Origin of the sequence: Pseudoxanthomonas beigongshangi, from assembly GCF_016820515.1 — a bacterium.
Taxonomy (GTDB): domain Bacteria; phylum Pseudomonadota; class Gammaproteobacteria; order Xanthomonadales; family Xanthomonadaceae; genus Pseudoxanthomonas_A; species Pseudoxanthomonas_A beigongshangi.
On sequence record NZ_JADHDV010000001.1, the window covers coordinates 271,791 to 297,122 of the forward strand.

General features: G+C 68.7%; 24 protein-coding genes and 1 tRNA gene. 17 read left to right on the forward strand and 8 right to left on the reverse strand.

The genetic code is table 11. The features are described from left to right. Positions 1-100: 100 nt before the first annotated feature. Both IQ458_RS01210 and IQ458_RS01215 read right to left on the reverse strand, forming a co-directional pair. Positions 101-589: a peroxiredoxin gene (locus IQ458_RS01210; protein ID WP_203321648.1), complete on the reverse strand. Its 489-nt coding sequence runs from the start codon at positions 587-589 to the stop codon at positions 101-103. A 2-nt stretch (positions 590-591) separates the two neighbouring features. Continuing rightward, positions 592-1,152: a glycine cleavage system transcriptional repressor gene (locus tag IQ458_RS01215; protein WP_141453362.1), complete on the reverse strand. Its 561-nt coding sequence runs from the start codon at positions 1,150-1,152 to the stop codon at positions 592-594. Between the two features lie 161 nt (positions 1,153-1,313). Between IQ458_RS01215 and dapA the strand changes: the two genes are divergently transcribed. Together dapA and IQ458_RS01225 are read left to right on the forward strand one after the other, a co-directional pair. Beyond that, positions 1,314-2,222, forward strand: coding sequence for a 4-hydroxy-tetrahydrodipicolinate synthase (gene dapA, locus IQ458_RS01220; protein ID WP_183642497.1), 909 nt, complete (start codon positions 1,314-1,316; stop codon positions 2,220-2,222). A 15-nt stretch (positions 2,223-2,237) separates the two neighbouring features. After that, entirely contained in the window at positions 2,238-2,762 is a 525-nt protein-coding gene (locus IQ458_RS01225) for a hypothetical protein (RefSeq protein WP_183642495.1), read from the forward strand. A gap of 102 nt (positions 2,763-2,864) precedes the next feature. On the opposite strand, the gene fdxA is transcribed toward IQ458_RS01225, so the two are convergent. Continuing rightward, on the reverse strand, positions 2,865-3,188 hold the full coding sequence (gene fdxA, locus IQ458_RS01230; RefSeq protein ID WP_141453356.1) for a ferredoxin FdxA: 324 nt from the start codon (positions 3,186-3,188) through the stop codon (positions 2,865-2,867). Between the two features lie 321 nt (positions 3,189-3,509). Between fdxA and IQ458_RS01235 the strand changes: the two genes are divergently transcribed. The 3 genes from IQ458_RS01235 to IQ458_RS01245 all read left to right on the forward strand — a co-directional run bounded on the left by IQ458_RS01235 (position 3,510) and on the right by IQ458_RS01245 (position 7,593). Then, complete coding sequence (locus tag IQ458_RS01235) at positions 3,510-4,214, forward strand: pirin family protein (protein WP_203321649.1); 705 nt, start codon at positions 3,510-3,512, stop codon at positions 4,212-4,214. A gap of 133 nt (positions 4,215-4,347) precedes the next feature. Then, on the forward strand, positions 4,348-5,457 hold the full coding sequence (locus IQ458_RS01240) for a PLP-dependent cysteine synthase family protein (protein ID WP_203321650.1): 1,110 nt from the start codon (positions 4,348-4,350) through the stop codon (positions 5,455-5,457). A 102-nt stretch (positions 5,458-5,559) separates the two neighbouring features. Then, positions 5,560-7,593 carry a M3 family metallopeptidase gene (locus IQ458_RS01245; protein WP_203321651.1) on the forward strand — a complete coding sequence of 678 codons (2,034 nt, stop codon included), beginning with the start codon at positions 5,560-5,562 and terminating at the stop codon, positions 7,591-7,593. Between the two features lie 86 nt (positions 7,594-7,679). On the opposite strand, the gene IQ458_RS01250 is transcribed toward IQ458_RS01245, so the two are convergent. Beyond that, positions 7,680-7,754: transfer RNA gene (locus IQ458_RS01250), tRNA-Glu, on the reverse strand. Between the two features lie 100 nt (positions 7,755-7,854). On the opposite strand from IQ458_RS01250, the gene pcnB reads away from it, so the two are divergent. The 6 genes from pcnB to pgi all read left to right on the forward strand — a co-directional run bounded on the left by pcnB (position 7,855) and on the right by pgi (position 13,406). Beyond that, positions 7,855-9,177: a polynucleotide adenylyltransferase PcnB gene (pcnB, locus tag IQ458_RS01255; protein ID WP_183644723.1), complete on the forward strand. Its 1,323-nt coding sequence runs from the start codon at positions 7,855-7,857 to the stop codon at positions 9,175-9,177. Positions 9,178-9,187: 10 nt separating this feature from the next. Then, positions 9,188-9,679, forward strand: a complete 492-nt coding sequence (folK, locus tag IQ458_RS01260; RefSeq protein ID WP_192197597.1) for a 2-amino-4-hydroxy-6-hydroxymethyldihydropteridine diphosphokinase — start codon at positions 9,188-9,190, stop codon at positions 9,677-9,679. 17 nt (positions 9,680-9,696) lie between these two features. Further along, positions 9,697-10,509, forward strand: a complete 813-nt coding sequence (gene panB / locus IQ458_RS01265; RefSeq protein ID WP_203321652.1) for a 3-methyl-2-oxobutanoate hydroxymethyltransferase — start codon at positions 9,697-9,699, stop codon at positions 10,507-10,509. Between the two features lie 45 nt (positions 10,510-10,554). Next, positions 10,555-11,397 carry a pantoate--beta-alanine ligase gene (panC, locus tag IQ458_RS01270; RefSeq protein ID WP_203321653.1) on the forward strand — a complete coding sequence of 281 codons (843 nt, stop codon included), beginning with the start codon at positions 10,555-10,557 and terminating at the stop codon, positions 11,395-11,397. A 114-nt stretch (positions 11,398-11,511) separates the two neighbouring features. Next, positions 11,512-11,892, forward strand: coding sequence for an aspartate 1-decarboxylase (gene panD, locus IQ458_RS01275; RefSeq protein ID WP_203321654.1), 381 nt, complete (start codon positions 11,512-11,514; stop codon positions 11,890-11,892). Next, positions 11,889-13,406 carry a glucose-6-phosphate isomerase gene (pgi, locus tag IQ458_RS01280; RefSeq protein WP_203321655.1) on the forward strand — a complete coding sequence of 506 codons (1,518 nt, stop codon included), beginning with the start codon at positions 11,889-11,891 and terminating at the stop codon, positions 13,404-13,406. The genes panD and pgi overlap by 4 nt, the downstream gene beginning before the upstream one ends. A 99-nt stretch (positions 13,407-13,505) precedes the next feature. Here the strand turns inward: pgi and queG are convergent, their stop codons facing one another. After that, positions 13,506-14,582: a tRNA epoxyqueuosine(34) reductase QueG gene (gene queG, locus IQ458_RS01285; protein ID WP_203321656.1), complete on the reverse strand. Its 1,077-nt coding sequence runs from the start codon at positions 14,580-14,582 to the stop codon at positions 13,506-13,508. A gap of 23 nt (positions 14,583-14,605) precedes the next feature. On the opposite strand from queG, the gene IQ458_RS01290 reads away from it, so the two are divergent. The 6 genes from IQ458_RS01290 to IQ458_RS01315 all read left to right on the forward strand — a co-directional run bounded on the left by IQ458_RS01290 (position 14,606) and on the right by IQ458_RS01315 (position 22,013). After that, entirely contained in the window at positions 14,606-16,081 is a 1,476-nt protein-coding gene (locus tag IQ458_RS01290; RefSeq protein ID WP_203321657.1) for an NAD(P)H-hydrate dehydratase, read from the forward strand. Positions 16,082-16,110: 29 nt separating this feature from the next. After that, positions 16,111-16,602 carry a tRNA (adenosine(37)-N6)-threonylcarbamoyltransferase complex ATPase subunit type 1 TsaE gene (gene tsaE, locus IQ458_RS01295; protein WP_203321658.1) on the forward strand — a complete coding sequence of 164 codons (492 nt, stop codon included), beginning with the start codon at positions 16,111-16,113 and terminating at the stop codon, positions 16,600-16,602. A 75-nt stretch (positions 16,603-16,677) separates the two neighbouring features. Then, a complete protein-coding gene (locus tag IQ458_RS01300; protein WP_203321659.1) occupies positions 16,678-18,282 on the forward strand; it encodes an N-acetylmuramoyl-L-alanine amidase in 1,605 nt (534 codons plus the stop codon). Positions 18,283-18,355: 73 nt separating this feature from the next. Next, entirely contained in the window at positions 18,356-20,095 is a 1,740-nt protein-coding gene (mutL, locus tag IQ458_RS01305) for a DNA mismatch repair endonuclease MutL (RefSeq protein WP_203321660.1), read from the forward strand. Continuing rightward, entirely contained in the window at positions 20,095-21,063 is a 969-nt protein-coding gene (locus IQ458_RS01310; RefSeq protein ID WP_203321661.1) for a DUF1684 domain-containing protein, read from the forward strand. The genes mutL and IQ458_RS01310 overlap by 1 nt, the downstream gene beginning before the upstream one ends. Before the next feature lie 23 nt (positions 21,064-21,086). After that, positions 21,087-22,013: a TraB/GumN family protein gene (locus IQ458_RS01315; protein WP_235996559.1), complete on the forward strand. Its 927-nt coding sequence runs from the start codon at positions 21,087-21,089 to the stop codon at positions 22,011-22,013. Between the two features lie 54 nt (positions 22,014-22,067). Here IQ458_RS01315 and rnfB read toward each other — a convergent pair whose 3' ends face one another. From rnfB to IQ458_RS01330, 3 genes are all read right to left on the reverse strand, one after another. Beyond that, the gene (rnfB, locus tag IQ458_RS01320) at positions 22,068-22,487 is read right to left on the reverse strand and encodes an Rnf electron transport complex subunit RnfB (RefSeq protein WP_203321663.1); all 420 of its coding nucleotides are present in this window, start codon (positions 22,485-22,487) and stop codon (positions 22,068-22,070) included. A gap of 67 nt (positions 22,488-22,554) precedes the next feature. After that, a complete protein-coding gene (metG, locus tag IQ458_RS01325) occupies positions 22,555-24,621 on the reverse strand; it encodes a methionine--tRNA ligase (protein WP_203321664.1) in 2,067 nt (688 codons plus the stop codon). Between the two features lie 95 nt (positions 24,622-24,716). Then, positions 24,717-25,160 carry a DUF2147 domain-containing protein gene (locus IQ458_RS01330; RefSeq protein ID WP_141453335.1) on the reverse strand — a complete coding sequence of 148 codons (444 nt, stop codon included), beginning with the start codon at positions 25,158-25,160 and terminating at the stop codon, positions 24,717-24,719. Between the last annotated feature and the right edge of the window lie 172 nt (positions 25,161-25,332).

Consider the following 25,332-nt stretch of genomic DNA (forward strand, 5'->3'; position numbering starts at 1 on the left):
GAGGATGATATGTGTGAACACGCGCCGCGGAGAGCGCACAGCAGCGAACCACCACGCCCGCCGCGACTCGGGATGGTGGAGAAAAGGGAGCACCGTTCGATCACTGGGTTTGGAGCGCCTTCAGTGCGTCCAGCACGGCCTGGGCATGGCCGGGAACCTTGACGCCGCGCCACTCCTGGGCGAGGCGGCCGTCAGGTGAAATCAGGAAGGTGCTGCGGACCACGCCGAGCACCTTGCGGCCGTACATGTTCTTCTCGTGGATCACGTCGAAGGCCTGGCACAGCTTCTCGTCGGCATCGCTGACCAGCGGGAACTTGAAGCCCTGCTTTGTGCAGAAATTGTCGTGCGACTTGACCGAATCGCGCGACACGCCGAGCACGCCGGCATTCAATTTCTTGAACTTCGGCAGCAGCGCGTTGAAATCCAGGCCCTCGGTGGTGCAGCCGGGCGTGCTGTCCTTCGGATAGAAATACAGCACCAGCCACTGGCCGGCATGGTCGGCGAGGGTGTCGGTTTCGCCGCCGGACAGCGCCAGCGGCAGCTTGAGGGTCGCCTTGGGCAGGGCCTTGCCGATACTGATCGCCGTCATTGTCAGAACTTCATCGGATCCATGATCGCGTCCAGGTTCAGATGGTCGCAGAATTCGAGGAAATCGTCGCGCAGCGCGGCGATGTGCATGTTGGCCGGCACCCCGATGGTCACCTGCGCCGAGAACATCTCCGCGCCGGTCTGCATGGCGCGGTAGCGGGTGCTCTGCAGGTTCTCGATGGTGATGCCCTGGCGGTCGAAGAAGTCGGCCAGCTGGAACAGGATGCCCGGCTTGTCGGCGGCCACCACTTCCACGATGTACGGCAGCAGGTTGGACTGCACGACCTTGGGACCGGTGCGGTACCAGACCAGCTTCAGGCCTTCCTCGCGCTCCAGCCGGGTCATCATCGCCTCCAGCTTGGCCACCGAGTCCCAGGAACCGGTCGCCAGCGCGGTCACCGACACGTCCCGGCCCACCGTGGACAGGCGGGCATCGACCAGATTGCAGCCACTGTCCGCGATCCGGCGCGTCACCGCCAACAGCGGGGACTCCGGATGCGTCGTATAGGCGTTGATCAGGAGGTGGTTTTCGTTCGGCGAAGGCCGGGGCGTGGGATCGGTCAAAGCGGCTTCCGGCAGGGCGGCGAGTCTGAATGGCACCCCGGGCGGGCGCCCGGCACGGGATCCAGCATACTTGCCCGCGCTTTCACGCCGCAAGTAACATCGCAGGGTGCGCGGATTCCGCGCCGCCCCTGTTCAACGAAGACGTTCAAGAAGGCAAACGCTTGTCCCTTTCCGGCAGCATTACCGCACTGGCCACGCCGTTCACGGACGCTGGCGAACTCGACCTCGACGCCTGGCGCCGACTGCTCAAACGGCAGATCGACGGCGGCACGCAGGGCGTGGTCGTCGCCGGTTCGACCGGCGAGGCGGCCGCGCTGTCGGACGAGGAATACGAGCGGCTGCTGCGCGTGGCGGTGGAAATCCTCGGCGGCCGCATTCCCGTGCTGGCCGGTACCGGGCAGATGAACACCGCCAAGACCATCGCCCAGACCCGCCGCGCGCAGGTCGCCGGCGCCGACTATGCGCTGGTGGTCACTCCGCCTTACGTGCGTCCCACCCAGGCCGGCCTGGTCGCGCATTACCGCGCGGTGGCCGAGCAGGGCGGCCTGCCGGTGGTCCTGTACAACGTGCCGGGCCGCACCGGTTGCGATCTGTTGCCGGAGACGGTGGCCCAGCTTGCGCCGCACCCGCACATCATCGGCATCAAGGAAGCCCGTTCCGAGCCCGAGCGCATGACCGCGCTGCTGGCGCTGCGCAACGACGGTTTCGTGATCCTCAGCGGCGACGATCCCACCGCCGGCCGCGCCATGCTGGCCGGTGCCGACGGACTGATCTCGGTCGGCTCCAACGCACTGCCGCGCACCTTCCGCAGGCTGTGCGATCGCGCCCGCGCCGGAGATGCCGCGGCGGTCGCCGCGCTCGACGCCGAACTCGGCGACATCTATGGCTTCCTCGGGGTGGAATCCAATCCCATCCCGGTCAAGGCGCTGCTGCAGCGCCAGGATGTCGGCAGCGGGCTGCGCCTGCCGCTGCTGCCGCTGTCCGAGGCCCACCACGACACCGCGAACCGTCTGGCCGAACAGGCGAGCCGGCTCGAAGAACAATCCAGCCGCGAAACGATCGCGGCCTGAACCCAGGAGAACACCATGCGTTTTTCGCCTTCGCTCATGCGTCCGCTCGCCCTCGCGCTGCTGGCCGTTTCCGTGGCCGGCGGCCTGTCGGGCTGCAAGTGGTTCAGCAAGAAGGGCGCCAAGGGCGACTATGCGCTGAGCCCGGAAATGCGTCCGCTGGAAGTCCCGCCGGATCTCAACCTGCCCAGCACCGCCGGCGCGATGAACCTGCCGGCCACCGCTTCGCAGGTGCAGTCGCAAGGCCAGGGCAGCGCGCCGGCCGCCGCTTCCAACACCGGTTTCAACGCCACCGGTAGCCGCGACGAGGTGTTCACCAAGGTCGGCGACGCGCTCGGTGGTATCGAAGGCGTGACCATCGCCAGCCGCGCGCAGCTGCTGGGCACCTACGACGTGAACTACGAAGGCAGCAACTTCCTGGTGCGCGTGGTCGGTGTCCAGGCCGGCGCCTATGTCTCGGCCGTGGATCCGCGCGGCCTGCCCGCGCAGGGTGACGCGCCGACCAAGCTGATCGCCGCGCTCAAGGCCAAGCTCGGCAACTGAGCCCAGGCATCGCCTGAAACGGAAAAGGCGCCGCAAGGCGCCTTTTTCATACCCGTCGCGCGCGGCGCGGGGCGGATTCGCCGGCGTGCCGGCGCGTGGCGATCAACGTTCCAGCAGCGGCAGCTTGCCGGGCTTGCCTTCCCATTCCTTGGCGTCGGGCAGCGGTTCCTTGCGGGTGGTGATCACCGGCCAGGCCCGCGACAGCTCCGCGTTCAACTGCACGTAGTTTTCCTGCCCGGCGGGGACGTCGTCCTCCGGATAGATCGCGTTGATCGGGCATTCCGGTTCGCACAGCGTGCAGTCGATGCACTCATCGGGATCGATCACCAGGAAGTTCGGACCCTCGTGGAAACAATCCACCGGGCAGACTTCCACGCAATCGGTGTACTTGCATTTGATGCAGTTCTCGGTGACGACGAAGGGCATTGGCAGAACATCAAAACGGAAAACCCGACAAGTTTAATGCAACGCACTCATCCGGATGACATTGATTGCGTTTTGCGTCCCAGGAGCGTCGCCGGGCTCCCGGCCCGGCCTGGAGTGGTGCCGGGCAAGCGCAGGAAGCGGGCGGCGGATACGGGTGTCGACAGGTCAGCGCGGGCGCCGATTCGTTCCGTTTCTTGCGAATCGATGCGGTCTCGAAGTCCTATTGTCTCGAAATTGGAACAGCCCATTGGCCGGCGGCCCGTTTATCCTGCGCGGGCGGAACCACATCCTTTCGCCAACGTTTCCCGTGGAGGTTCCCCGATGATCACCCTGCGTCCGGCCGCCGAGCGCGGCCACGCCAACCATGGCTGGCTGGATTCCTGGCACAGCTTCTCGTTCGCCGGCTATTACGACGACAACCACGTGCACTGGGGCCCGCTGCGGGTCATCAACGAGGATCGCGTGGAAGCCGGGCGCGGTTTCGGCCAGCACGGGCACCGCGACATGGAAATCATCAGCTACGTGCTGGAAGGCGCATTGGGCCACAAGGATTCGATGGGCAACGCGTCCAGCATCGTGCCGGGCGACGTGCAGCGGATGAGCGCCGGCACCGGCGTGCAGCATTCGGAATTCAATTACAGCGAATCCGGCACCACCCATTTCCTGCAGATCTGGATCATCCCGGACCGCCAGGGCATACCGCCTTCCTATGAGCAGAAGGCGTTTTCCGCCCAGGAAAAGCAGGGCCACCTGCGCCTGATCGCCAGCCCGGACGGCGCGGACGGTTCGGTGGGCATCCATCAGGACGCGCGCGTCTACGCCGGCCTGTTCGACGGCGACGAGAAAGCCGAACTGCGCCTGGCCGAGGGCCGGCTCGGGTACGTGCATGTCGCCCGCGGCGAGCTGACCGTCAATGGTCATGCGCTGGCGGCCGGCGATGCCCTGCTGTACGACGGCGAGCCGCTGGTCACCGTCGCCGGCGGCCGCAGCGCGGAAGTGCTGGTGTTCGATCTGCCGAGGATCTGATCAGGGAATCTGCTCGGGGAGGCCGGGCCGGACCGCGGCTGGCATCGCGCCATCCGCGGCGCCCGGGCGGAAGTGGGATAATGCCGGGCGACCGCTCCAGCCCCGTTTCCACTTGCCCGGACATTCCCGCTCCATGTCGCACCGTCACTGGGTGGCCGCGTCCATCCGCAGGATCGAAGCCGATTTCAACCGTTCGGCCGACACCCATCTGATTCCGCTGTCGCTGCCGGGCTATCCGGACATCGATTTCTATTTCAAGGACGAATCCAGCCATCCCACCGGCAGCCTCAAGCACCGGCTGGCGCGCTCGCTGTTCCTGTACGCGCTCGCCAACGGCTGGCTGCGCGAGGGCGCGCCGGTCATCGAGGCGTCCAGCGGATCCACGGCGGTGTCGGAGGCCTACTTCGCGCGCCTGCTCGGCTTGCCGTTCATCGCGGTGATTCCGGCCAGCACTTCGCCGGAGAAAATCGCCGCGATCGAATTCCAGGGCGGTCGCTGCCACCTGATCGAACGCGCCTGCGATCTCGACGATGCCTCGCGCCAGCTCGCGCGCGAGACCGGCGGGCATTTCATGGATCAGTTCACCTACGCCGAGCGCGCCACCGACTGGCGCGCCAACAACAACATCGCCGAATCGATTTTCAAGCAGATGGCGGCCGAACCGCACCCGGAGCCGGCCTGGATCGTCTGCAGCCCCGGTACCGGCGGCACCGCCGCCACCCTCGGCCGCTATGTGCGCTACCGCCAGCACGCCACCGACATCCTGTGCGCGGATCCGGAAATCTCGATGTTCTACGACGGCTACCGGGAAGCACTGGCCGGCCGGCCGTGGCGCGAGCTGTCCAGCACCGGCGGTTCGCGCATCGAGGGCATCGGCCGGCCACGGGTGGAAGCCAGCTTCCTGCCCAGTTGCGTGGACGCGATGGTCAAGGTGCCGGACGCGCTGTCGCTGGCCGCGATGCGAGAGGTCAGCGCGCGGCTGGGACGCCGGGTCGGCGGTTCCACCGGCACCAACTTCGTCGGCGTGCTGTGGGCAGCGCAGCGGATGAAACAAGCTGGACGCGCGGGTTCGATCGTGACCATCCTGTGCGATGCCGGCGAGCGCTACGCGCACAGCTACTACGCCCCGGCGTGGTACGCGGACAACGGCATCGAGGTGAGCGGCAGCGATGCGGCGATCGCCGCCGCCACCGCCGGCGGGGAGCTGCCGGATCTGCCCTGGACGGCGCAGGCCGCGGCCTGAACGACATCGCGCCGGCGCGGGCGCACGCTTGCATCCGCCCCGGTCGCCTCCACTCTGGAAGGATACTTCCGCCTTCCGACGGCTGATTCCAGGAGCCCCGACGTGACCCTTCCGCTGCTCGATTTTTCCGGCCTGCCGCGTTTCGACGCGATCAAACCCGATCAGATCACGCCCGCCATCGACCAGTTGCTGGCCGAGGCGGACGCGGCGGTGAAGCGGGCCGAAACGATCGCGCCGGTGAGCTGGGAGAGCTTCGTGGTGCCGCTGGACGACGCCACCGAGCGGCTGTACCGGGCCTGGGGCCAGGTCACCCACCTGCAGGCCGTGGTCAACACGCCGGAACTGCGCGAGGCCTACAACGCCAACCTGCCCAAGGTCACCCGATTCGGCAGCGCGCTGGGGCAGAACCTGGCGCTGTACGCGCAATACAAGGCACTGGCGCAGTCGCCCGAAGCGAAGGATTACGACGCCGCGCGGCGCAAGGCGCTGGAAAACGCGTTGCGCGATTTCCGCCTCGGCGGCGCCGAACTGGACGAGGCCGGCAAGGCCCGCTTCACCGCCATCCGCGAGGAACTGTCGGCGTTGGCGGCGAAGTTCTCCAACAACGTGCTGGACGCGACCGATGCGTGGGCGCTCTACGTCGAAGACGAATCGCGGCTGGCGGGCCTGCCGGCCGACGTGCTGGCGGCCGCCCGTGCGCAGGCGGAAAAGGACGGGCGCGCCGGCTGGAAGTTGACCCTGCAGATGCCGTGCTACCTGCCGGTGCAGACCTATGCCGAGGATCGTGGCCTGCGCGAACAGCTCTACCGCGCCAGCGCCGTGCGCGCCTCCGAACTGGGCGACGACGCCGGGCTCGACAACAGCGCGCTGATCGATCGCATCCTGGCGCTGCGCACCGAACTGGCGGCGTTGCTCGGGTTCGCCAGCTACGCGGACTATTCGGTCGCCACCAAGATGGCCGACAGTCCGCAGGCGGTGCTGGCGTTCCTGCGCGATCTCGGCGCACGCGCGCTGCCGCACGCGCGGCGCGATCGCGCGGAACTGGAGGCGTTCGCCAGGGACGAGCTCGGACTGGACGATCTGCAGGCCTGGGATCTGGCCTGGGCCAGCGAGAAGCTCAAGCAGGCGCGCTACAGCTATTCCGGGCAGGAAGTGAAGCAATACTTCACCGAGCCGAAGGTACTGGCCGGCCTGTTCGATCTCATCCATGCGCTGTACGGCCTGCGGGTCGAACCGGACCAGGCGCCGACCTGGCATCCGGACGTGCGCTTCTACCGGCTGGTCGGCGACGATGGCCAACTGGTCGGCCAGTTCTATCTCGATCTCTACGCCCGCGAGGGCAAGCGCGGCGGCGCCTGGATGGACGATGGCCGCAACCGCCGCGAGCGCGGCGCGGGGCAGGGCGCGCAGACGCCGCTGGTGTACCTGGTCTGCAACTTCGGCCGTGGCGCCGAGGGCAAGCCGGCCACCTTCAGCCACAACGAAGTCACCACGCTGTTCCATGAAATGGGCCATGGCCTGCACCAGTTGCTGACCGCGATCGGCGAGCTGGCGGTCGCCGGCATCAACGGCGTGGAATGGGACGCGGTGGAGCTGCCCAGCCAGTTCATGGAGAACTTCTGCTGGGAGTGGGAGCGCGTGCGGGCGATGACCGCGCATGTGGACACCGGCGCACCGCTGCCGCGCGATCTGTTCGATCGGATGCTGGCGGCGAAGAACTTCCAGAGCGGCATGGCGACCGTGCGCCAACTGGAGTTCGGCCTGTTCGACATGCTGCTGCACGCCGGCGGCCTGGATCCGGCCGGCGACAGCGTGCTGGCGCTGCTGGAACGCGTGCGCGACGAGATCGCGGTGAACCGGCCGCCGAGCTGGAACCGCTTTCCGCACCAGTTCAGCCACATCTTCGCCGGCGGCTACGCCGCCGGTTACTACAGCTACAAATGGGCCGAGGTGCTGAGCGCCGACGCCTACGCCGCGTTCGAGGAAACCCCGGGGCAACTGGCCGAAACCGGCGCGCGTTTCCGCCGGGAAGTGCTGGGACGGGGCGGCAGCCGCGGGGCGGCCGAGAACTTCCGCGCATTCCGCGGGCGCGAGCCACGCATCGACGCGCTGCTGCGGCACAGCGGCATGGGCTAGGCGAGGGGAACGGCCGGCGGGTGTGCGGACGGAAAAGCCGCCGCCGGCGCCTCGGGAGCGGGTCCGCGAGGTGACTTCAGCCGGAATGGCGCTCCCTAGGGGACTCGAACCCCTGTTTTAGCCTTGAGAGGGCCACGTCCTAACCACTAGACGAAGGGAGCGTTTGGGTGATGCCGGCGAAGCGCATTAGTATAGGCGGCTACCCCGGCGTTCGGCAATCGCCCGCCCCGGGGCACGAGACCACCTGACGGAACCGCCACCATTACCCCGAACACCGCCCTGCGCATCATTCCCCGCGACCAGCACCCGATCTCGCGCAAGGACATCAGTCCCAATGCCCTGCGCGTGCTGTACCGGCTGCGCGATGCGGGCTTCGCCGGCTATCTGGTCGGCGGCGCCGTGCGCGACCTGCTGGTCGGCGGGCATCCCAAGGACTTCGATGTCGCCACCGACGCCACCCCGGAGCAGGTCAAGCAGTTGTTCCGCAACTGCCGCCTGATCGGCCGCCGGTTCCGGCTGGCGCACGTGGTGTTCGGCAGCGAGATCATCGAAGTCGCCACCTTCCGCGCCAACAGCGACGATGGCAGCGGCGATCGCGAAATGGAGAACGGCCGGCTGGTCCGCGACAACGTCTACGGCACCGTCGAGGACGACGCGGTGCGCCGCGACTTCACCGCCAACGCGCTGTACTACGCCATCGAGGATTTCTCGGTGCGCGATTACGTTGGCGGATTCGAGGACGTGCAGGCGCGCACGTTGCGGTTGATCGGCGATCCCGAGCAGCGTTACCGCGAGGATCCGGTGCGCATGCTGCGCGCGGTGCGGTTGGCGGCCAAGCTGGATTTCTCGATCGAGACGGCGACCGCCGAACCGATCGCGCGGCTGGCCTCGCTGCTGTCCGACGCGGCGCCCGCGCGCCTGTTCGAGGAAATCCTCAAACTGTTCCTGTCCGGCCACGCGGTGGCCAGCTTCGAGGGCCTGGAACGGTTCGGCCTGCTCGCCGTGCTGCTGCCGGAAACCGCGGCGGCGCTGGCTTCCAATCGCAGCGGAGCGCTGCGGCGCATGCTGATCGAGGGCCTGGCTGGCACCGATCGACGGGTGGCCAACGACGAGCCGGTGTCGCCGGCGTTCCTGTTCGCGCTGCTGCTGTGGCCGGCGTACTGCCGCGCCCTGATGGCGCTGCAGGCGCAGGGCGTGCACGCGGAGGAGGCGCAGCGCCGCGCCGCCGATCGGGTGACCCTGCACCAGCTCAACACGGTCGCGCTGCCGCGCCGGTTCTCGCTGCCGATGCAGGAGATCTGGCTGCTGCAGACCCGCTTCGGCAACCGCCAGCGCAAGCGGGTCATGCGCCTGCTGACCCATCCACGCTTCCGCGCCGCGTTCGATTTCCTGGTGCTGCGCCTGTCCGCGTCCAGCGAGCACGCCGAGGACGTGGCGTTCTGGCGCGAAGCGCAGGCGCAGTCGCCCGAGGCGCTGGCCAGCGCGCTGGTGTCCGCCGCCGGCAACCCGGACGAGGAGGGCGGTCCACAGGGCCGTCGTCGTCGCCGTCGCCGTCGCCGCAGCAGCGCCGCCTCGCCGGAATGAACCGGCCGAGATGACAGCGCCGGGCGAGGCGTTCGTCGGCCTGGGCGCGAACCTGGGGGATGCCCGGGCCACCCTGCTGGCCGCCGCCGCGCGCCTGGCGCGGCTGCCGGACACCGAATGCGTGGCGGTGTCGCGGCTCTACCGCACGCCGGCCTGGGGCCTGGAGGCGCAGCCGGACTTCATCAATGCGGTGGCGATGCTGCGTACTTCGCTGGAACCGCTGGCGCTGCTGGAACACCTGCTGGCGATCGAACGCGAGTTCGGCAGGGATCGCGCCCGCGAACAGCGCTGGGGACCGCGGCGCCTGGATCTGGACCTGCTGTTGTTCGGCGATCGGGTGCTGGACGTGCCCGGCCTGCAACTGCCGCATCCACGCCTGCACGAGCGCGCCTTCGCGCTGGTGCCGTTGCTGGAACTGGCGCCGGACATCCGGATTCCGGGCGTCGGTTACGCGCGGGATGCAGTGTCCGGCCTGGAAAGCTCGAATATCCAGCCGTTATGAGCGGATAATGCATCCCCATGAGCACTCACGCCGATAGCAAGCCCTGGACCGTTCCCGCCCTGGCCGAGGCCAAGCGGGACGGACGCAAGCTGGTCATGCTGACCGCCTACGACGCCGGTTTCGCCCGGGTCTTCGATGCCAACGGCGCCGACCTGATCCTGGTCGGTGATTCGCTGGGCATGGTGGTGCAGGGGCATGACTCGACCCTGCCGGTGACCACTTCCGATATCGCCTACCACACTGCAGCGGTGGCGCGCGGACTGAACCGCGCGCTGCTGATCAGCGATCTGCCGTTCCAGTCCGACGCCACGCCCGAACGCGCGCTGGACGCCTCCATCGCGCTGCTGCAGGCCGGTGCCGAGATGGTCAAACTGGAAGGCGCGGGCCATAAGCTGGACGTGATCCGCTTCCTGAGCGAGCGCGACATTCCGGTCTGCGCGCACCTGGGCCTGACCCCGCAGTCGGTGCTCAAGTTCGGCGGCTACAAGGTGCAGGGCCGTGACGAAGCCGCCGCCGCGCGCCTGCGCGCCGATGCGCGCGCGGTGGCCGAGGCCGGCGCGGCGCTGCTGGTGCTGGAATGCGTGCCGTCGGCGCTGGCCGCGTCCATCACCGCGGACATCGCCATCCCGACCATCGGCATCGGCGCCGGCCCGGGCTGCGACGGGCAGGTGCTGGTGCTGCACGATTTCCTCGGCCTGGACACCGGCCATCGCCGGCCCAAGTTCGTCAAGGATTTCCTGGCCGAAGGCGGTTCGATCGCCGGCGCCGTGCGCGCCTATGCCGACGCGGTGCGCGACGGCAGCTTCCCCGACGCCAGCCACTCCTACTGAGCCGCGCACCGCGCGGCGATCCAGCGGACTTCTGCGGACAACTTCATGCTAGAAACCATCACCGAACTGCACGATCTGCGCGCCCGCGTCAGGCAATGGAAACGCGAGGGCCTGAAAGTCGCGCTGGTGCCGACGATGGGCAACCTGCATGCCGGCCATTACTCGCTGGTCATGCTGGCGCGGCAGTATGCCGACCGCGTGGTGTCCAGCGTGTTCGTCAATCCGACCCAGTTCGGTCCCAACGAGGACTTCACCCGCTACCCGCGCACGCCGGAAGCGGACATGAGCGGTCTGGAAGGCGCGGGCTGCGATGTCCTGTGGCTGCCCACGGTGGAATCGATGTATCCGTTCGGCGTGGAACTGGCGGCCAAGGTGCACGTGCCCGGTGTCAGCAGCCTGCTGGAAGGCGCGCATCGCCCCGGCCATTTCGATGGCGTGTGCACGGTGGTGACCCGCCTGTTCAACCAGGTGCAGCCGGATCTGGCCGCATTCGGCAAGAAGGACTACCAGCAACTGGCGGTGATCCGGCAGATGGTGGCGGACCTGGCGTTTCCGATCGAGCTGCTGGCCGGCAGCATCGTGCGCGAGAGCGACGGGCTGGCGATGAGCTCGCGCAACCAGTACCTGTCGGCCGAAGAGCGCCCGCGCGCCGCCGAAATCCGCCGCGTCCTGACCGCGATGCGCGACGGCGTCGTCGCCGGCCGCCCGCGCGTGGAGGTCGAGGACACCGCCGCCCGCCACTTGGCGGACAACGGTTTCGCGGTGGACTACACCACGGTGCGCCGGCCCGACCTGAGCGAGCCGGCCGACGGCGAAGCCGGTCCCCGGGTCGCGCTGGTCGCCGCGCGCCTGGGCCGGACCCGGCTGATCGACAACCTGGAATGGTGAACGCGGCGCCTGCCGCCCGCCTCGCCTCCCGCGCGGCGCCTCCCGCCGCATGCACGTCGGCCGCCCGCAGCCGCTGCTAAACTTCCGCTTCCTCCGTGGTCCGTTCCCCCCGCCATGCAACTCAGCCTGCTCAAGACCAAGATCCACCGCGCCACCGTCACCCACGCCGAACTGAACTATGAAGGCTCGATCGCCATCGACGGCCTGTTGCTGGACGCCAGCGGCATCCGCGAGTTCGAGCAGGTGCACATCTGGGATGTCACCAACGGCGCGCGTTTCTCCACCTACGCCATCCGCGCCGACGAGGGCAGCGGGATCATCTCGCTCAACGGCGGCGCCGCGCGCCACGTGCAGATCGGCGACCTGATCATCATCGCCGCGTTCGCCGGCATGAGCGAGGAGGAAGCCGAGCGCTTCCAGCCCAAGCTGATCTACGTGGACGGCAACAACAGGATCACCCACACCAACCACAGCATCCCCAAGCAGGCCGCATGAGCCAGACACCGGGTTTCGACGCACTGCATTCCCACGCCGCGCGCCTGCGCGGGCAATCGCTGCCGGCGCTGCTGGCGCAGGATCCCGCGCGCGCCAACGACTTCGCCCTGCGCCACGGCCCGCTGTACTTCAACTTCGCCCGCCAGGGCTATGACCGCGAGGCGCTGTCCGCGCTGGTCGCACTCGGCGAATCGCGCGATCTGAAAGGGGCGTTCCGGCGCCTGTTCGATGGCGAGAAGGTCAACGTCACCGAAGGCCGCGCCGCGCTGCATACCGCGCTGCGTGGCAATCACTCCGGTGCCGCCGCCGCGCGCGAGGCATTCGCCACCGCCAGCGCGGTGCGCGAGCGCATGGCCGCGCTGATCGCGGATCTGGAAGCCAGCGACGTCACCGATATCGTCAGCGTCGGCATCGGTGGTTCCGACCTGGGCCCGCGGCTGGTCGCCGATGCGTTGCGCGGACCGCTGCCGGGCCGCTTCCGCGTGCACTTCCTGTCCAACGTCGACGGTGCCGCCGCCCAGCGCGTGCTGGCGCCGCTGGAACCGCGCAAGACCGCGGCAATCCTGATTTCCAAAACCTTCGGCACCCAGGAAACCCTGCTCAACGGCGGCATCCTGCGCGACTGGCTGGGCAGCAGCGAGCGCCTGTACGCGGTCAGCGCCAATCCGGAGCGCGCCGCCGCCGCGTTCGCGATCGACGCGGCACGGGTGCTGCCGATGTGGGACTGGGTGGGTGGCCGCTACTCGCTGTGGTCGGCGGTGGGCCTGCCGATCGCGCTTGCCATCGGCTTCGAGCGCTTCGAGGCGCTGCTGTCCGGCGCATCGGATTTCGACGCGCATGTACTGAACACCGCGCCCGCCGACAACATCGCGGTACGCCACGCGCTGACCGCGATCTGGAACCGCAATGCGCTCGGCCACGCCGCGCACGGCGTGATGACCTACAACCAGCGCCTGGCACTGCTGCCGGCCTACCTGCAGCAACTGGTGATGGAGAGCCTGGGCAAGTCGGTGAAACTCGACGGCAGCCCGGTCGGCGTGGATACCGTGCCGGTGTGGTGGGGCGGTGCAGGCACCGACGTGCAGCACAGTTTCTTCCAGGCGTTGCACCAGGGCACCGGCATCGTGCCGCTGGATTTCGTCGGCACCATCCGCAACGACGATCCGTATGCCGAGAACCACCTGGCGCTGATGTCCAACCTGCTGGCGCAGACCGAGGCGCTGGCGAACGGGCAGGGCAGCGAGGATCCGCACCGCGCGTACCCGGGCAGCCGCCCGAGCACGCTGATCCTGCTCGATGCGCTGACCCCGCAGACCCTGGGCGGCCTGATCGCCATGTACGAACACAGCGTCTACGCACAGTCGGTGCTGTGGGGCATCAACGCCTTCGATCAGTTCGGCGTCGAACTGGGCAAGCAACTGGCCAACGGCCTGCTGCCGGCACTGAAGGGCGAAGCGCAGGCCAACGACCCGGTCACCCGCGTACTGCTGGACGAGTTGCGCAAGCGCGGTTGATTTCTCCGCGGCGACCTTCTGTCTTGTGGGAGCGACGTCAGTCGCGAAATTCTGGATGTCCGATTCGCGACTGACGTCGCTTCCACAGGGCATGCCGGCTCATTGCACCCCATGCCGCCGCAGCGCCCACGCCACGTGCTCGCGCACCAGCGGCGAGGGATCCTCGCGGCGCGAAGCCAATGCCGCCAGCACGCCCGGCGTGGCCGGCGCATTGCCCAGCGCGACGGCGATGTTGCGCAGCCAGCGCTCATGGCCGCTGCGGCGGATCGCCGAACCTTCCGTGCGGCGCAGGAATTCGGCTTCGTCCCAGGCGAACAACTGCGGCAGCGTCGCGGTATCCAGATCGTTGCGGGTGCGGAAATCCGGTTCGTCGTGGCGCTTGGCGAACTTGTTCCAGGGACAGACCAGCTGGCAGTCGTCGCAACCGAAGATGCGGTTGCCCATCGGCACGCGCAGATCCTCGGGAATCGCGCCGTCGTGCTCGATGGTCAGGTAGGAAATGCAGCGCCGCGCGTCGAGACGATACGGCGCGGTGATCGCGTCGGTCGGGCAGATGTCGATGCAGCGCGTGCAGGTGCCGCAGTGCGCGCTGGCGGGCGCGTCAATCGGCAGCGGCAGGTCGACGTAGATTTCACCGAGGAAGAACCAGGAGCCGCCATCCTTGTCGATGAGACAGGTGTGCTTGCCGATCCAGCCGAGCCCGGCGTTGCGCGCTAGCGCGCGTTCCAGCACCGGCGCCGAATCCACGAACACCCGATGGCCGAACGCGCCGACTTCCTGCTGCAGGCGTTCGGCCAGCCGCTGCAGGCGATTGCGCATCAGCTTGTGGTAGTCGCGTCCCAGCGCGTAGCGGGCCACATAGGCGCGTTCGCCGTCGGCCAGCGTGCGCCAGGCGTCGTCACTGTCGTTGCGGCCGTAATCCAGTCCCACCGAAATCACCCGCAGGGTGCCGGGCAGGAGTTCCTGCGGCCGGCTGCGCAGGTCGCCGTGGCGCGCCATCCAGTCCATCGACCCGTACAGGCCCTGCGCCAGCCAGTCGCGCAGATGGGCCTCGTCCTCTCCCAGTTCGACACCGGCGATGCCGCAGCGCTGGAAGCCGAACTCGCGCGCCAGCCCGCGCACCCGCGCGGCGAGCGCGGCGGGATCCGGAAGCGTGACGGGCGCGGTGGCAGGCATGCGACAAGTATAGAATCGCCTGCATGTCCGGCAGCTTTCCCCTGTACGACACCGCCGCCGCGCGCGACCTGGACGCGCGCGCCACCGTCCGCCTGGGCGGCGACCCGCATGTCCTGATGCTGCGGGCGGGGCAGGCGGCCTGGCGGCACCTGCGGGATCACTGGCCGCGGGCCCAGCGCCTGGTGGTGGTGTGCGGACCCGGCAACAACGGCGGAGACGGCTACGTGCTGGCGCAACTGGCGCAGCGCTCCGGGCACGTGGTCACGGTGGTGCACTTGGACGAGCACGTGCCGCGCACGCCCTCCAGCCAGCGCGCCTGCACCGACTACATCGCCGCGGGCGGGCGCATCGCACTTCATGGCGGTGGACCGCTGCCGCCCGCCGACGTGGTGGTCGACGCCTTGTTCGGCATCGGCCTGTCGCGTGCGCCGGATGCGGGTTCCGCGCGCCTGATCGAGGCGATCAACGCGCAGGGCGCGCCGGTGTTCGCGCTCGATGTTCCCAGCGGCGTGGATGCCGATCGCGGACACGTGCCCGGCGTGGCGGTGGTGGCCTCGCGCACGTTGCAGTTCATTGCCGAGCACGTGGGACTGCGCACCGGCCAGGCGCTGGAATACACCGGCGCGTGCGCGCTGGACGAACTCGAAGTCGATGACGAAACCTTCGCCGGCGTCCCCGCCGCCGCCAACGACCTGGGCGCGGAAGCGCTCGCGCGCTGGCTGTTGCCGCGCCGGCGCAATACCCACAAGGGCGAGTCCGGCCGGGTGCTGTGCATCGGCGGTGATCACGGCAGCGGTGGCGCCATCGCGTTGTGCGCGGAAGCGGCGCTGCGTGCCGGCGCCGGCCTGCTCCGCGTCGCCACCCGTGAATGCCACGTCGCGCCCCTGCTGGCGCGACGGCCGGAAGCGATGGTGCGCGCGGTCGAATCCGGCGAGGAACTGGCGCCGCTGCTGCCGCAGGCCGATGTCGTCGCGCTTGGCCCCGGACTGGGGCAGGAGGACTGGGGACGCGGGCTGTTCGAACTGGTGCTGCGCGCGCAACCGCCCTGCGTGCTGGACGCCGATGCCCTGAACCTGCTGGCCGCGTATCCGCACGAACTGCGCGACGCGATCCTGACCCCGCATCCCGGTGAAGCGGCGCGCCTGCTGGGCGTGGAGACGCACGAGGTGCAGCAGGATCGCTTCGCCGCCGCGGGCGCGCTGGCGGAGCGCCATCGCGCGGTGATTGTGCTGAAGGGCGCCGGCACGATCGTCGCTGCGCGCGGCGAAATTCCCTGCGTGCTGGATGCCGGCAACCCGGGCATGGCCGTAGGCGGCATGGGCGATGTGCTGACCGGCATCATCGCGGCGTTGCGCGCGCAGGGACTGCCCGCGTTCGACGCCGCGCGCGCAGGCGCGCTGCTGCATTCGCTGGCGGGCGACGTCGCCGCGGCGGAAGGCGAACGCGGCCTGCTGCCTTCGGATCTGATGCCGATCGTTCGGCGGCTTGCCAATCCCTGAGCGTGTGCGGCGAAGGCTAGAATCGCGGCATGGAATCCTTGTCCCTGTTCCTTTCCGACAGCGAAGCGACCGACGCGCTCGGGCGCGCGCTCGCGGCCACCCGGCCGGCCAGCGCCGTGGTCCACCTGCAAGGCGATCTGGGCGCGGGCAAATCCACCCTGGCGCGCGCATTGCTGCGGGCCTTGGGCGTGCAGGGCGCGATCCGCAGCCCGACCTATACCCTGGTCGAGCGCTACCCGATCGCCGACGGCGAAGCCTGGCACCTGGATCTGTACCGCATCGGCGACGCCGGGGAACTGGATTTCCTGGGCCTGGACGAGGGCAGCGCCACGCTCTGGCTGGTGGAATGGCCCGAGCGCGGCGGCGCCGGCTTGCCGGCCTGCGACCTGCGGGTGCGGCTGGCGGTCGAGGGCGACGGTCGTGCGGTCAGGCTGGAAGCCGCGGGCGAAACCGGGCAGGCGTGGCTGGCGCGCCTGGAAAAAAGTGGCCAGTTGCCTCGATCACCTGTCCCGACGGTGTAGGAAGATCCGGCAGGTCACGGATTATTAAGGGAAAACTTCTTGCATTCCTGGGCGGTTGGTGCTTGAATCCGCCGCATGTCCCTGGGGAAACCTCCATTTCGACGCATCCGCATCGCCGCCCTCGGGTTGGTGATGGCTTCGGCGTGCGCTGGAACGGCCTCCGCCGGCGAGGTCAGGGCGGTCCAGCTGAGCAACGGCGCGACCGGCACCCGGGCTGAAATCCACCTGCAGGGCAAGGGCGAGTTCAAGACCCTGGCGCTGCATGGGCCGGAGCGCCTGGTGGTCGACCTGCCGGCTTCCAGCGCCACGCGTGGCCTGAAACTGCCGGCCGGACAGGGCATCGTCACGGCGGTGCGCACCGGCCAACCCAATCCCGGCACGCTGCGGGTCGTGTTCGATCTGGCCGGCCCCGTCACCGCGCTCAAGCCACGCGTGGAGGCCGCGGAGGGCGGAGCGCGCCTGGTCATCGAGTGGCCCGGCGATGGTCCCACCGTCGCCAAGGCGCCGGCCGCGACCACGCCTGCATCCGCATCGAACAACGCGACGACCCCGGCAACGACCGCGCCGCCACCGGCCGCATCGACGCCTTCGGCCGGCCAGGCCACCGCCGCCCTGGCGGCGCAGGTCGCGCAGCAGGCCAACGCACCGGCCACCACGCCGGCCACGCGTCCGGCCGAACAGAACGCGCCGTCGCAACCGACGTCGTCGCCATCGCCGCAGGCCATCCTCAACGGGCAGGCGACCACGCAGGTCGCGCCGGCCCAGCCGAACGCCGCCGGTGTGACGCCAGGTGGCGTTCCGTACACCATCGCCACCGGAAAGCCGGCCACGCCGGCACCGGGAGAGGTGGCTTCCACGGTCGCGTCCGTGCCGCAGGAACCGGCGCCGCGGGTCGGCATGCGCGCTGGCATGCGTCCGCTGATCGTGGCCATCGATCCCGGCCACGGCGGCCAGGATTCGGGCGCCGTCGGCATGGGCGGCACCTACGAGAAGAACGTCGTGCTGGCGATCGGCCGCGAACTGGCGCGCCAGATCAACGCCACGCCGGGCATGAAGGCGTACATGACCCGCGACAGCGATGTCTTCATCCCGCTCAACATGCGCGCCCGCAAGGCCCGTGCGGCGGGCGCCGACATGTTCGTGTCGATCCACGCGGACGCGGCGGAAAACCGCTCGGCGCGGGGTTCCTCCGTGTACGTGCTGTCGCTGAAAGGCGCGTCCTCGCAACGCGCGCGCTGGCTGGCGGACAAGGAAAACGCCTCCGACCTGATCGGCGGCGTGGCCCTGCAGAAGGTCGACAACACGTTGGGTTCGGTGCTGCTGGATCTGGCCCAGAGCGGTCACATGCGCGCCTCGGAAGACGCGGCCAACCACGTGCTCGACGGCCTGAAACGGGTCGGCAACAACCACAAGCCGAACATCGAACGCGCCAACTTCGCGGTGCTGCGCACCTCGGACATGCCGTCGATGCTGGTGGAAACCGCCTTCATCTCCAATCCGGACGAAGAGAAGCGGCTGAAGGATCCGGCCTACCAGCGCAAGGTCGCCGCCGCCGTGCTGGATGGCGTCAATACCTATTTCACCCGCCAGCCGCCGCCGGGCACGCTGTTCGCCGCGCGCGCGCAGGCCGAAGCCGAGGCGCGCAGCGCCGCCGCGGGCGGAGCCGCCGGCGCGCCCTGAGCGCACCGCGTCGGGCCAGCGCTCGGCTATCATCCGCACTGACTTCCCGCGACGGCGAACACGCCGCCCCGACGTGCCGATCCGCCAACTGCCCGACACCCTCATCAATCAGATCGCCGCGGGCGAGGTGGTGGAGCGCCCGGCGTCGGTGGTCAAGGAACTGGTGGAGAACGCCCTGGACGCGGGCGCGCGCCGCGTCGACATCGATCTGGAGGAGGGCGGCATCCGCCTGATCCGGATTCGCGACGATGGCGGCGGCATTCCGGCCGCGGAACTGCCGCTGGCGATCTCGCGCCACGCGACCAGCAAGATTGCGTCGCTGGATGATCTGGAAGCCGTCGCCACCCTGGGTTTCCGCGGCGAGGCATTGCCTTCGATCGCGTCGGTGAGCCGTTTCCTGTTGACGTCGAGGCGCCTCGATGACGCGCATGGCGCGGCGTTGCGCGTGGATGGTGGCCAACTGGGTGAAGTGGCGCCGGCGCCGCATCCGCCCGGCACGACCGTGGAGGTGCGGGACCTGTTCTACAACGTGCCGGCGCGGCGCAAGTTCCTGCGCGCCGGGCGCACCGAACTGGGACATATCGAGGAGTGGCTGCGTTCGCTCGCGCTGGCCCGGCCGGAAATCGAACTGCGGGTCGGCGTGGACGGCAAGCCCGCGCGCCGCTACCGGCCGGATGGCATGGATCCGCTGGCGCGGGTGCGCGAGACCCTCGGCGACACCTTCGTGGAGCAAGCGCTGCGCATCGAGCACGCCGCCGCCGGCCTGCGCCTGCACGGCTGGATCGCGCAACCGCAATATTCGCGCGCGACCGGCGATCAGCAGTACCTGTATGTCAACGGTCGCGCGGTGCGCGATCGCAACATCGGCCATGCGGCCAAGAGCGCCTACAAGGACGTGCTGTTCCATGGCCGCCAGCCGGCGTACGTGCTGTTCCTGGAACTGGAACCGACCCGTGTCGACGTCAACGTGCATCCGGCCAAGCACGAGGTGCGTTTCCGCGACGCGCGGCTGATCTACGATTTCGTCCTGGGGACGCTGCACGAAGCGCTGGCGGAAACCCGCGCGACGATGGCGCGCGCGCTGGCGATGCCGCAGGGCGCCGATGGCACGCACGCCTTGCCGGCGGTGGCGCAGGTGCGCGAGGCGCGTGCCTTCTATGAAGCCCTGTATGGCGAACATGGCGCGTTGCCGTCGCAGCCCTCGATGCCACCGCTTTCACCAATGCTGGACGGCGAGGTGCCGCCGCTGGGATTCGCGGTCGCGGTGCTGCACGGTCGTTATCTGCTGGCCCAGGACACGCAGGGGATGGTCCTGCTCGATCTGCCGGCCACCCACCGCCGGTTGATGCTGGCACGCCTGCACGCGGCGCGCGCGGGCATCGGATTGCACGCACAGCCGTTGTTGTTGCCGCTGGAACTGGAAGTCGATCTGGAAGCGGCGCGACGGGGTGCGCGGAATGCGGCATGGCTGGCGTCGCTGGGCCTGGTCGTCGAACCGGCGGGCGAAACACGCCTGCGCCTGCGCGCGGTTCCGGCGCTGCTGGTGGACGCCGACCCGGAAGCGCTGCTGCGCGATGTGCTGGCGGCTGTTGGCGGCGATGATGCACGGGAACCGGAAGACGCGCGCGTGGAGCGCTTGCTCGCGGTGATGGCCGGCCACGGCGTGCCCGCGCCACGCGGCATGACGCTGGCGGAAATGAACGCCCTGCTGCGCGAGGTCGAACGGATCGAAGCGAGCCATGGCGATACGGGTGTACTGTGGCGGCGATTCGGGCTTGCCGAAATCGAACAGGGATTCAGTCGGGGGACGTGATGGGGACTTGGCGACGATTTGCCTGCGTGGCTGGACTGCTGTTGCTGGCCTCGTGCCAGCGCGACGCGGCGGATGACGGGAGCAATGCCGCACGCAAGGCGCAGGATCCCGCGTTCCTGGCGGCCGAGGATCAGTGGCGCGCGCAGCGGCGCGAGGAATTGCTGAAGCCGGATGGCTGGACCAGCCTGGTCGGGCTGCACTGGATCCAGTTGAAGGCGCACTACATCGGCAGCGGGCCGGACAGCGGCATCCGCCTGGCGGTCGGACCGGCCAGGCTAGGCATGCTGTCCGACGAGAAAGGGCGCATCCATTTCACTCCCGAACCGGGCGTGGCGGTGACCTTCAACGGCCGACCTGTCCGGAGCAAGGTGGAGATACCGAGCGATCACGACGAGTCGCCCGGTGTCATCGGCTTCGACGACGGCAAAGGATGGTTGACGGTGATCGAACGCGGTGGCCGCCACGCGCTGCGGGTGAAGCACGCCGACGCCGAAAGTCGGGTGCGGTTCGCGGGCCTGAAGTACTGGCCGGCGGCCGCGGACTGGAAAATCCAGGCCCGCTTCGTGCCGCATCCGCCGGGCAAGACGATCCCGATCGTCGACATCACCGGCACCACCACGCCGTCGCCGAACCCCGGTGCGGTGGAGTTCGAACGCGACGGGCACCGTTATCGGCTCGAAGCGCTGGGCGATCCCGGCGGGGAACTGTTCTTCGTGCTGGCTGATCGCACCAGCGGCCATGGCAGCTATCCGGCCGGCCGCTTCCTGGACGCGCCGCCAGTCGACGACGGCAAGGTCTGGCTGGATTTCAACCAGGCCTACAACCCGCCCTGCGCATTCACGCCGTTCGCGACCTGTCCGCTGCCACCGCCGGAAAACCGCCTGGATCTGGCGATCAGCGCCGGCGAACAGACCTACAAGCCGGCGCCCGCGGCGACGGCGCCCTCCTCACAGAAGGCCACGCAATGAATCAGACACCTCGCGGAAAGAAGATGCGCCGACTGCGCGCCGTTGGCCTGGCCGTGCTCGCCGCGGTTGCATCCCCGGCATTCGCCGATGCGCCAAAATCGCAGGGCGAAGCGCCGGTACCGCTGCTGTGGAAGGTTTCCGACAGCGACAACGCCGTCTATCTGCTCGGTTCTTTCCACATGCTGAAACCCGCGGACTATCCGCTGGCGCGGGACGTGGACGGCGCTTTCGCGGACGCCGAGTCGGTGATGTTCGAACTGTCCCCGGACGAAATGGGACCGGCGCTGTCGACCCGGATGATGCAGGCCGCGCTGCGCAGCGACGGCAAGAGCCTGCGCGATGATCTGGACGAGGCCACCTGGACGAAGCTGGAGGCCTATGCCGCCAAGAACGGGATGCCAGTGGCCAATCTCGCCGCATTCAAGCCCTGGTTCGTCGGCTTGACCATCAGCGTGACCGAGATGATGCGGCAGGGGCTGGATCCCAAGATCGGCCTGGACGCGCACTTCATGGAACAGGCCAAATCCGCCGGCAAGCCGGCCAGCGGCCTGGAGCAGGCCCTGGATCAGATCACCCTGCTGGATGGCATGGACGCGGTGGAGCAGCGGCAATTCCTCAAGGAAGTCCTGGACCAGGCGGAGAAGGGGCCCGGCCAGACCGAGAAACTGCATGCGGCCTGGCGGCGTGGTGATGCCGCGATGCTGTGGGAGGAAATGGCCGCCGAGATGAAGCGCGAGTACCCGCGCCTGTACCAGCGCATCAACGTCGATCGCAATGACAACTGGGTGCCGAAGATCGAAAAGCGGCTGACCGAGTCCACCAGCGAGGACACGCTGGTGATCGTGGGAGCGCTGCATCTGCTGGGCAGCGATGGTGTGGTCGAGAAGCTGCGCGCGCGCGGCTACCAGGTCGAGCGCATCTGCTCGGCGTGCAAGGCGCCGCAGAAGTAACCGGTAGAAGTAATCTGGATACGTGCGGATATCTGCGTACGATGAAAACGCCGGCTATGGAGCCGGTGTCATCACGATGCAATCGACCGGGCAGGCCGACACACAGAGTTCGCAGCCGGTGCACAGCGGATCGATGACCACGTGCATGTGCTTGGCGCCGCCGATGATGGCGTCGACCGGGCAGGCCTGGATGCACTTGGTGCAGCCGATGCAGTCGGCTTCGACGACTACCGCGACCGCCGGCGGCTTGTGTTCGCCACGCGCGCGGTCATAGGGAAGCGCGGGACGGTCGAGCAGCCGCGCCAGCGCATGCGCGCCGGCGTCGCCGCCGGGCGGACAGCGATCCACGTCCGCCTCGCCGCGCGCCATCGCCTCGGCATAGGGCCGGCAGCCGTCAAAACCGCACTGGCCGCACTGGGTCTGCGGCAGCAGCCTGTCCAGGCGTTCGACCAATGCGGGCGTGGCGTGGTTCATGCGAGGGCGGCGCGAGGCATGGACGCGTGGCCGATCTCTGTCGCGGACGCCTGATCGCGGGGACGAATCAGCGGACCGGCATGCCAGGCTGCGCGCCGTCGTCGGCGTCCAGCAGGGCCAGCGCGCCGCCGTCGAAACCGGCCGACAGGATCATTCCCTCGCTGAGGCCGAAACGCATCTTGCGCGGTGCCAGGTTGGCGATGAACACCACGTTGCGGCCAACCAGCTTCTCCGGCTCGCCGTAACTGGCGCGGATGCCCGAGAAGATCTGGCGCTTGCCCAGATCGCCCGCGTCCAGTTCGAAGCGCAGCAGCTTGTCCGAACCGTCGACGAACTCGCAGGCCAGCACCTTGCCGATGCGCAGATCGAGCTTGGCGAAGTCGTCGATGCCGATATGGCTGGTCGCGTCACCGGTCGTCTCCGGCTTGGCGGGCGCGGACGGGGCGGCCTTGGCCGGTGCCGGCGTGGCGGTGGTGGCGGGAGCGAGGGTTTCCTTGGAGGCTTCAGTCATGGCGTCGATCAACTTCGGGTCAATGCGGGTAAACAGTGCGGCGTACGGCTGGATGTTCCGGCCGGTGAGCGGCGCATCCAGATCCGGCCAGGCGGTGACGGGCGCGGCGAGGAAGGCCTCGGCCTGTTCCGCGGTGCGCGGCAGCACCGGCTTGAGCGCGGCGGCCAGCACGCGGAACAGGTTCAGGCCCTGGGTGCAGACCGCCTGCAACTCGGCGTCGGCGCCTTCCTGCTTGGCGATCACCCACGGCTTCCGATCGTCGATGTAGCGGTTGGCTTCGTCGGCCAGCGCCATGGTGGCGCGGATCGCGGCGGCCGGATCGTTGCGCTCGTACGCCTCGCGCACCGGCGCCAGCACGGCGACGAAGCGGTCGTACATCGCGGGATCCGGCAGGGAGTCGGCGAGGCGGCCGCCGAAGCGCTTGTCGATGAAACCGGCGCAGCGACTGGCCAGGTTGACGAACTTGCCGACCAGATCGGCGTTCACCCGCGCGGTGAAGTCGCCCAGGTTCAGATCCAGATCGTCGACACCGCCGGAGGATTTGGCGGCGTAGTAGTAGCGCAAGGCTTCGGCTTCCAGACCGACATCCAGGTAGGTCCGTGCCTTCACGAAGGTGCCGCGCGACTTGGACATCTTGGCGCCGTCCACGGTCAGGTAGCCGTTGACGTGCAGGCGGGTCGGCGCGCGATGGCCGGTGCCGTGCAGCACCGCCGGCCAGAACAGGCCATGGAAATTGACGATGTCCTTGCCGATGAAGTGATGGAGTTCCACCTCGGTCCCGGCGCGCAGATGCGCGTCGAAATCCAGGCCCTTCTTTTCGCACAACACCCTGAAGCTGCTCAGGTAGCCGATCGGCGCGTCCAGCCAGACATAGAAATACTTGCCCGGCGCACCCGGAATGCCGAAGCCGAAGTAGGGCGCATCGCGGGAAATGTCCCAGGCGCGCAGGCCGCCCTCGGCGTCCAGCCACTCCATCAGCTTGGCCTTCACGCCCGGCAGCGCCACGTCTCCCGCCAGCCATTCGCGCAGGAAGCCTTCGAAACGACCGACCTCGAAGAAGAAATGTTCGGAGTCGCGGATTTCCGGCGTCGCGCCCGACAGCACCGACTTCGGTTCCTTCAGATCGGTCGGCGCATAGGTCGCACCACAGACCTCGCAGTTGTCGCCGTACTGATCCGGCGAACCGCAGTTGGGGCAGATGCCCTTGATGTAGCGATCCGGCAGGAACATGCCCTTGGCCGGATCGTAGAACTGGGCGACATTGCGGCGCGCGATATGGCCGCCGGCATCCAGCCTGGCGTAGAACGCTTCGGTCAGCTCGCGGTTGATCGCCGAGTTGGTGGAATCGTAGTGATCGAACGCCACGCCGAAGGCGGCGAAATCACGCTCGTGGCCGGCCTGTACGTCCGCCACGAAAGCTTCCGGCGTCGTGCCCGCCTTCTCCGCCGCCAGCATGATCGGGGTGCCGTGGGTGTCGTCGGCGCAGACGAAATGGGTGGTGTTCCCGGCCAGGCGGCGGGCACGGACCCAGATGTCGGCCTGGATGTAGCCCACCAGGTGGCCCAGGTGCAGCGGACCGTTGGCGTAGGGCAGGGCGGTGGTGACGAGGGCGGTGCGGCTCATGGCGGACGGCTTGCGGGGAGTCGGTCATTATCGCATGGCCCAAAAAAGACAGCCCGGCGGGGCCGGGCTGTCGGGAACGCTGGATGTGACGGCGCTTACTCGCGCTGCCAGGTCTGCGCGCGGCAGATGAATGCGATGCAGCCGGAGACGTCCAGTTTCTGGCCGCCGGCCTGCAGTTCCATCTTCGACTTGTAGGTCTTGCCGTTGGCCGGATCCAGGATGGTGCCGCCGCTCCATTCGTTGGCGCCGTCGGCCTTCAGGCCCCACAGGATCACCATGCCCTTGACCGGCTTGTCCTTGCGATCGCCGGTGCACTTGTCGCAGGTCGGGTTGGGGCCGCGATCCGAGTGCAGCACGTCGACCACCTTGCCGGCCAGCGAGCCATTGGTGGTGGTGTAGATCTCCACGATCGACTTCACCTTGCCGGTCTTGTCGTCGATGGTCTTCCAGCGGCCCACCGCGCCGTCGGCGGCGGAAGCGGCCAGGGATGCCGCCAGCAGCGGCAGGGCCAGCAGGGTGGCGGTCAGGATCTTGCGCATGTTCCCCTCCCAGGGAGTCTTGGACGAACCGGCGGAACCCGCCGGAATGGCCTCCTTTATACCGCATCCGCTGGCGTATGGAAGCGGCGGGGCCGGGCGGTTCAGGCCGCGGCCGGTCGCCCCGACGCCTGGCCCGGAAAGCCTGCCGGGCACGAAAAAGAAAAGCCCCGCC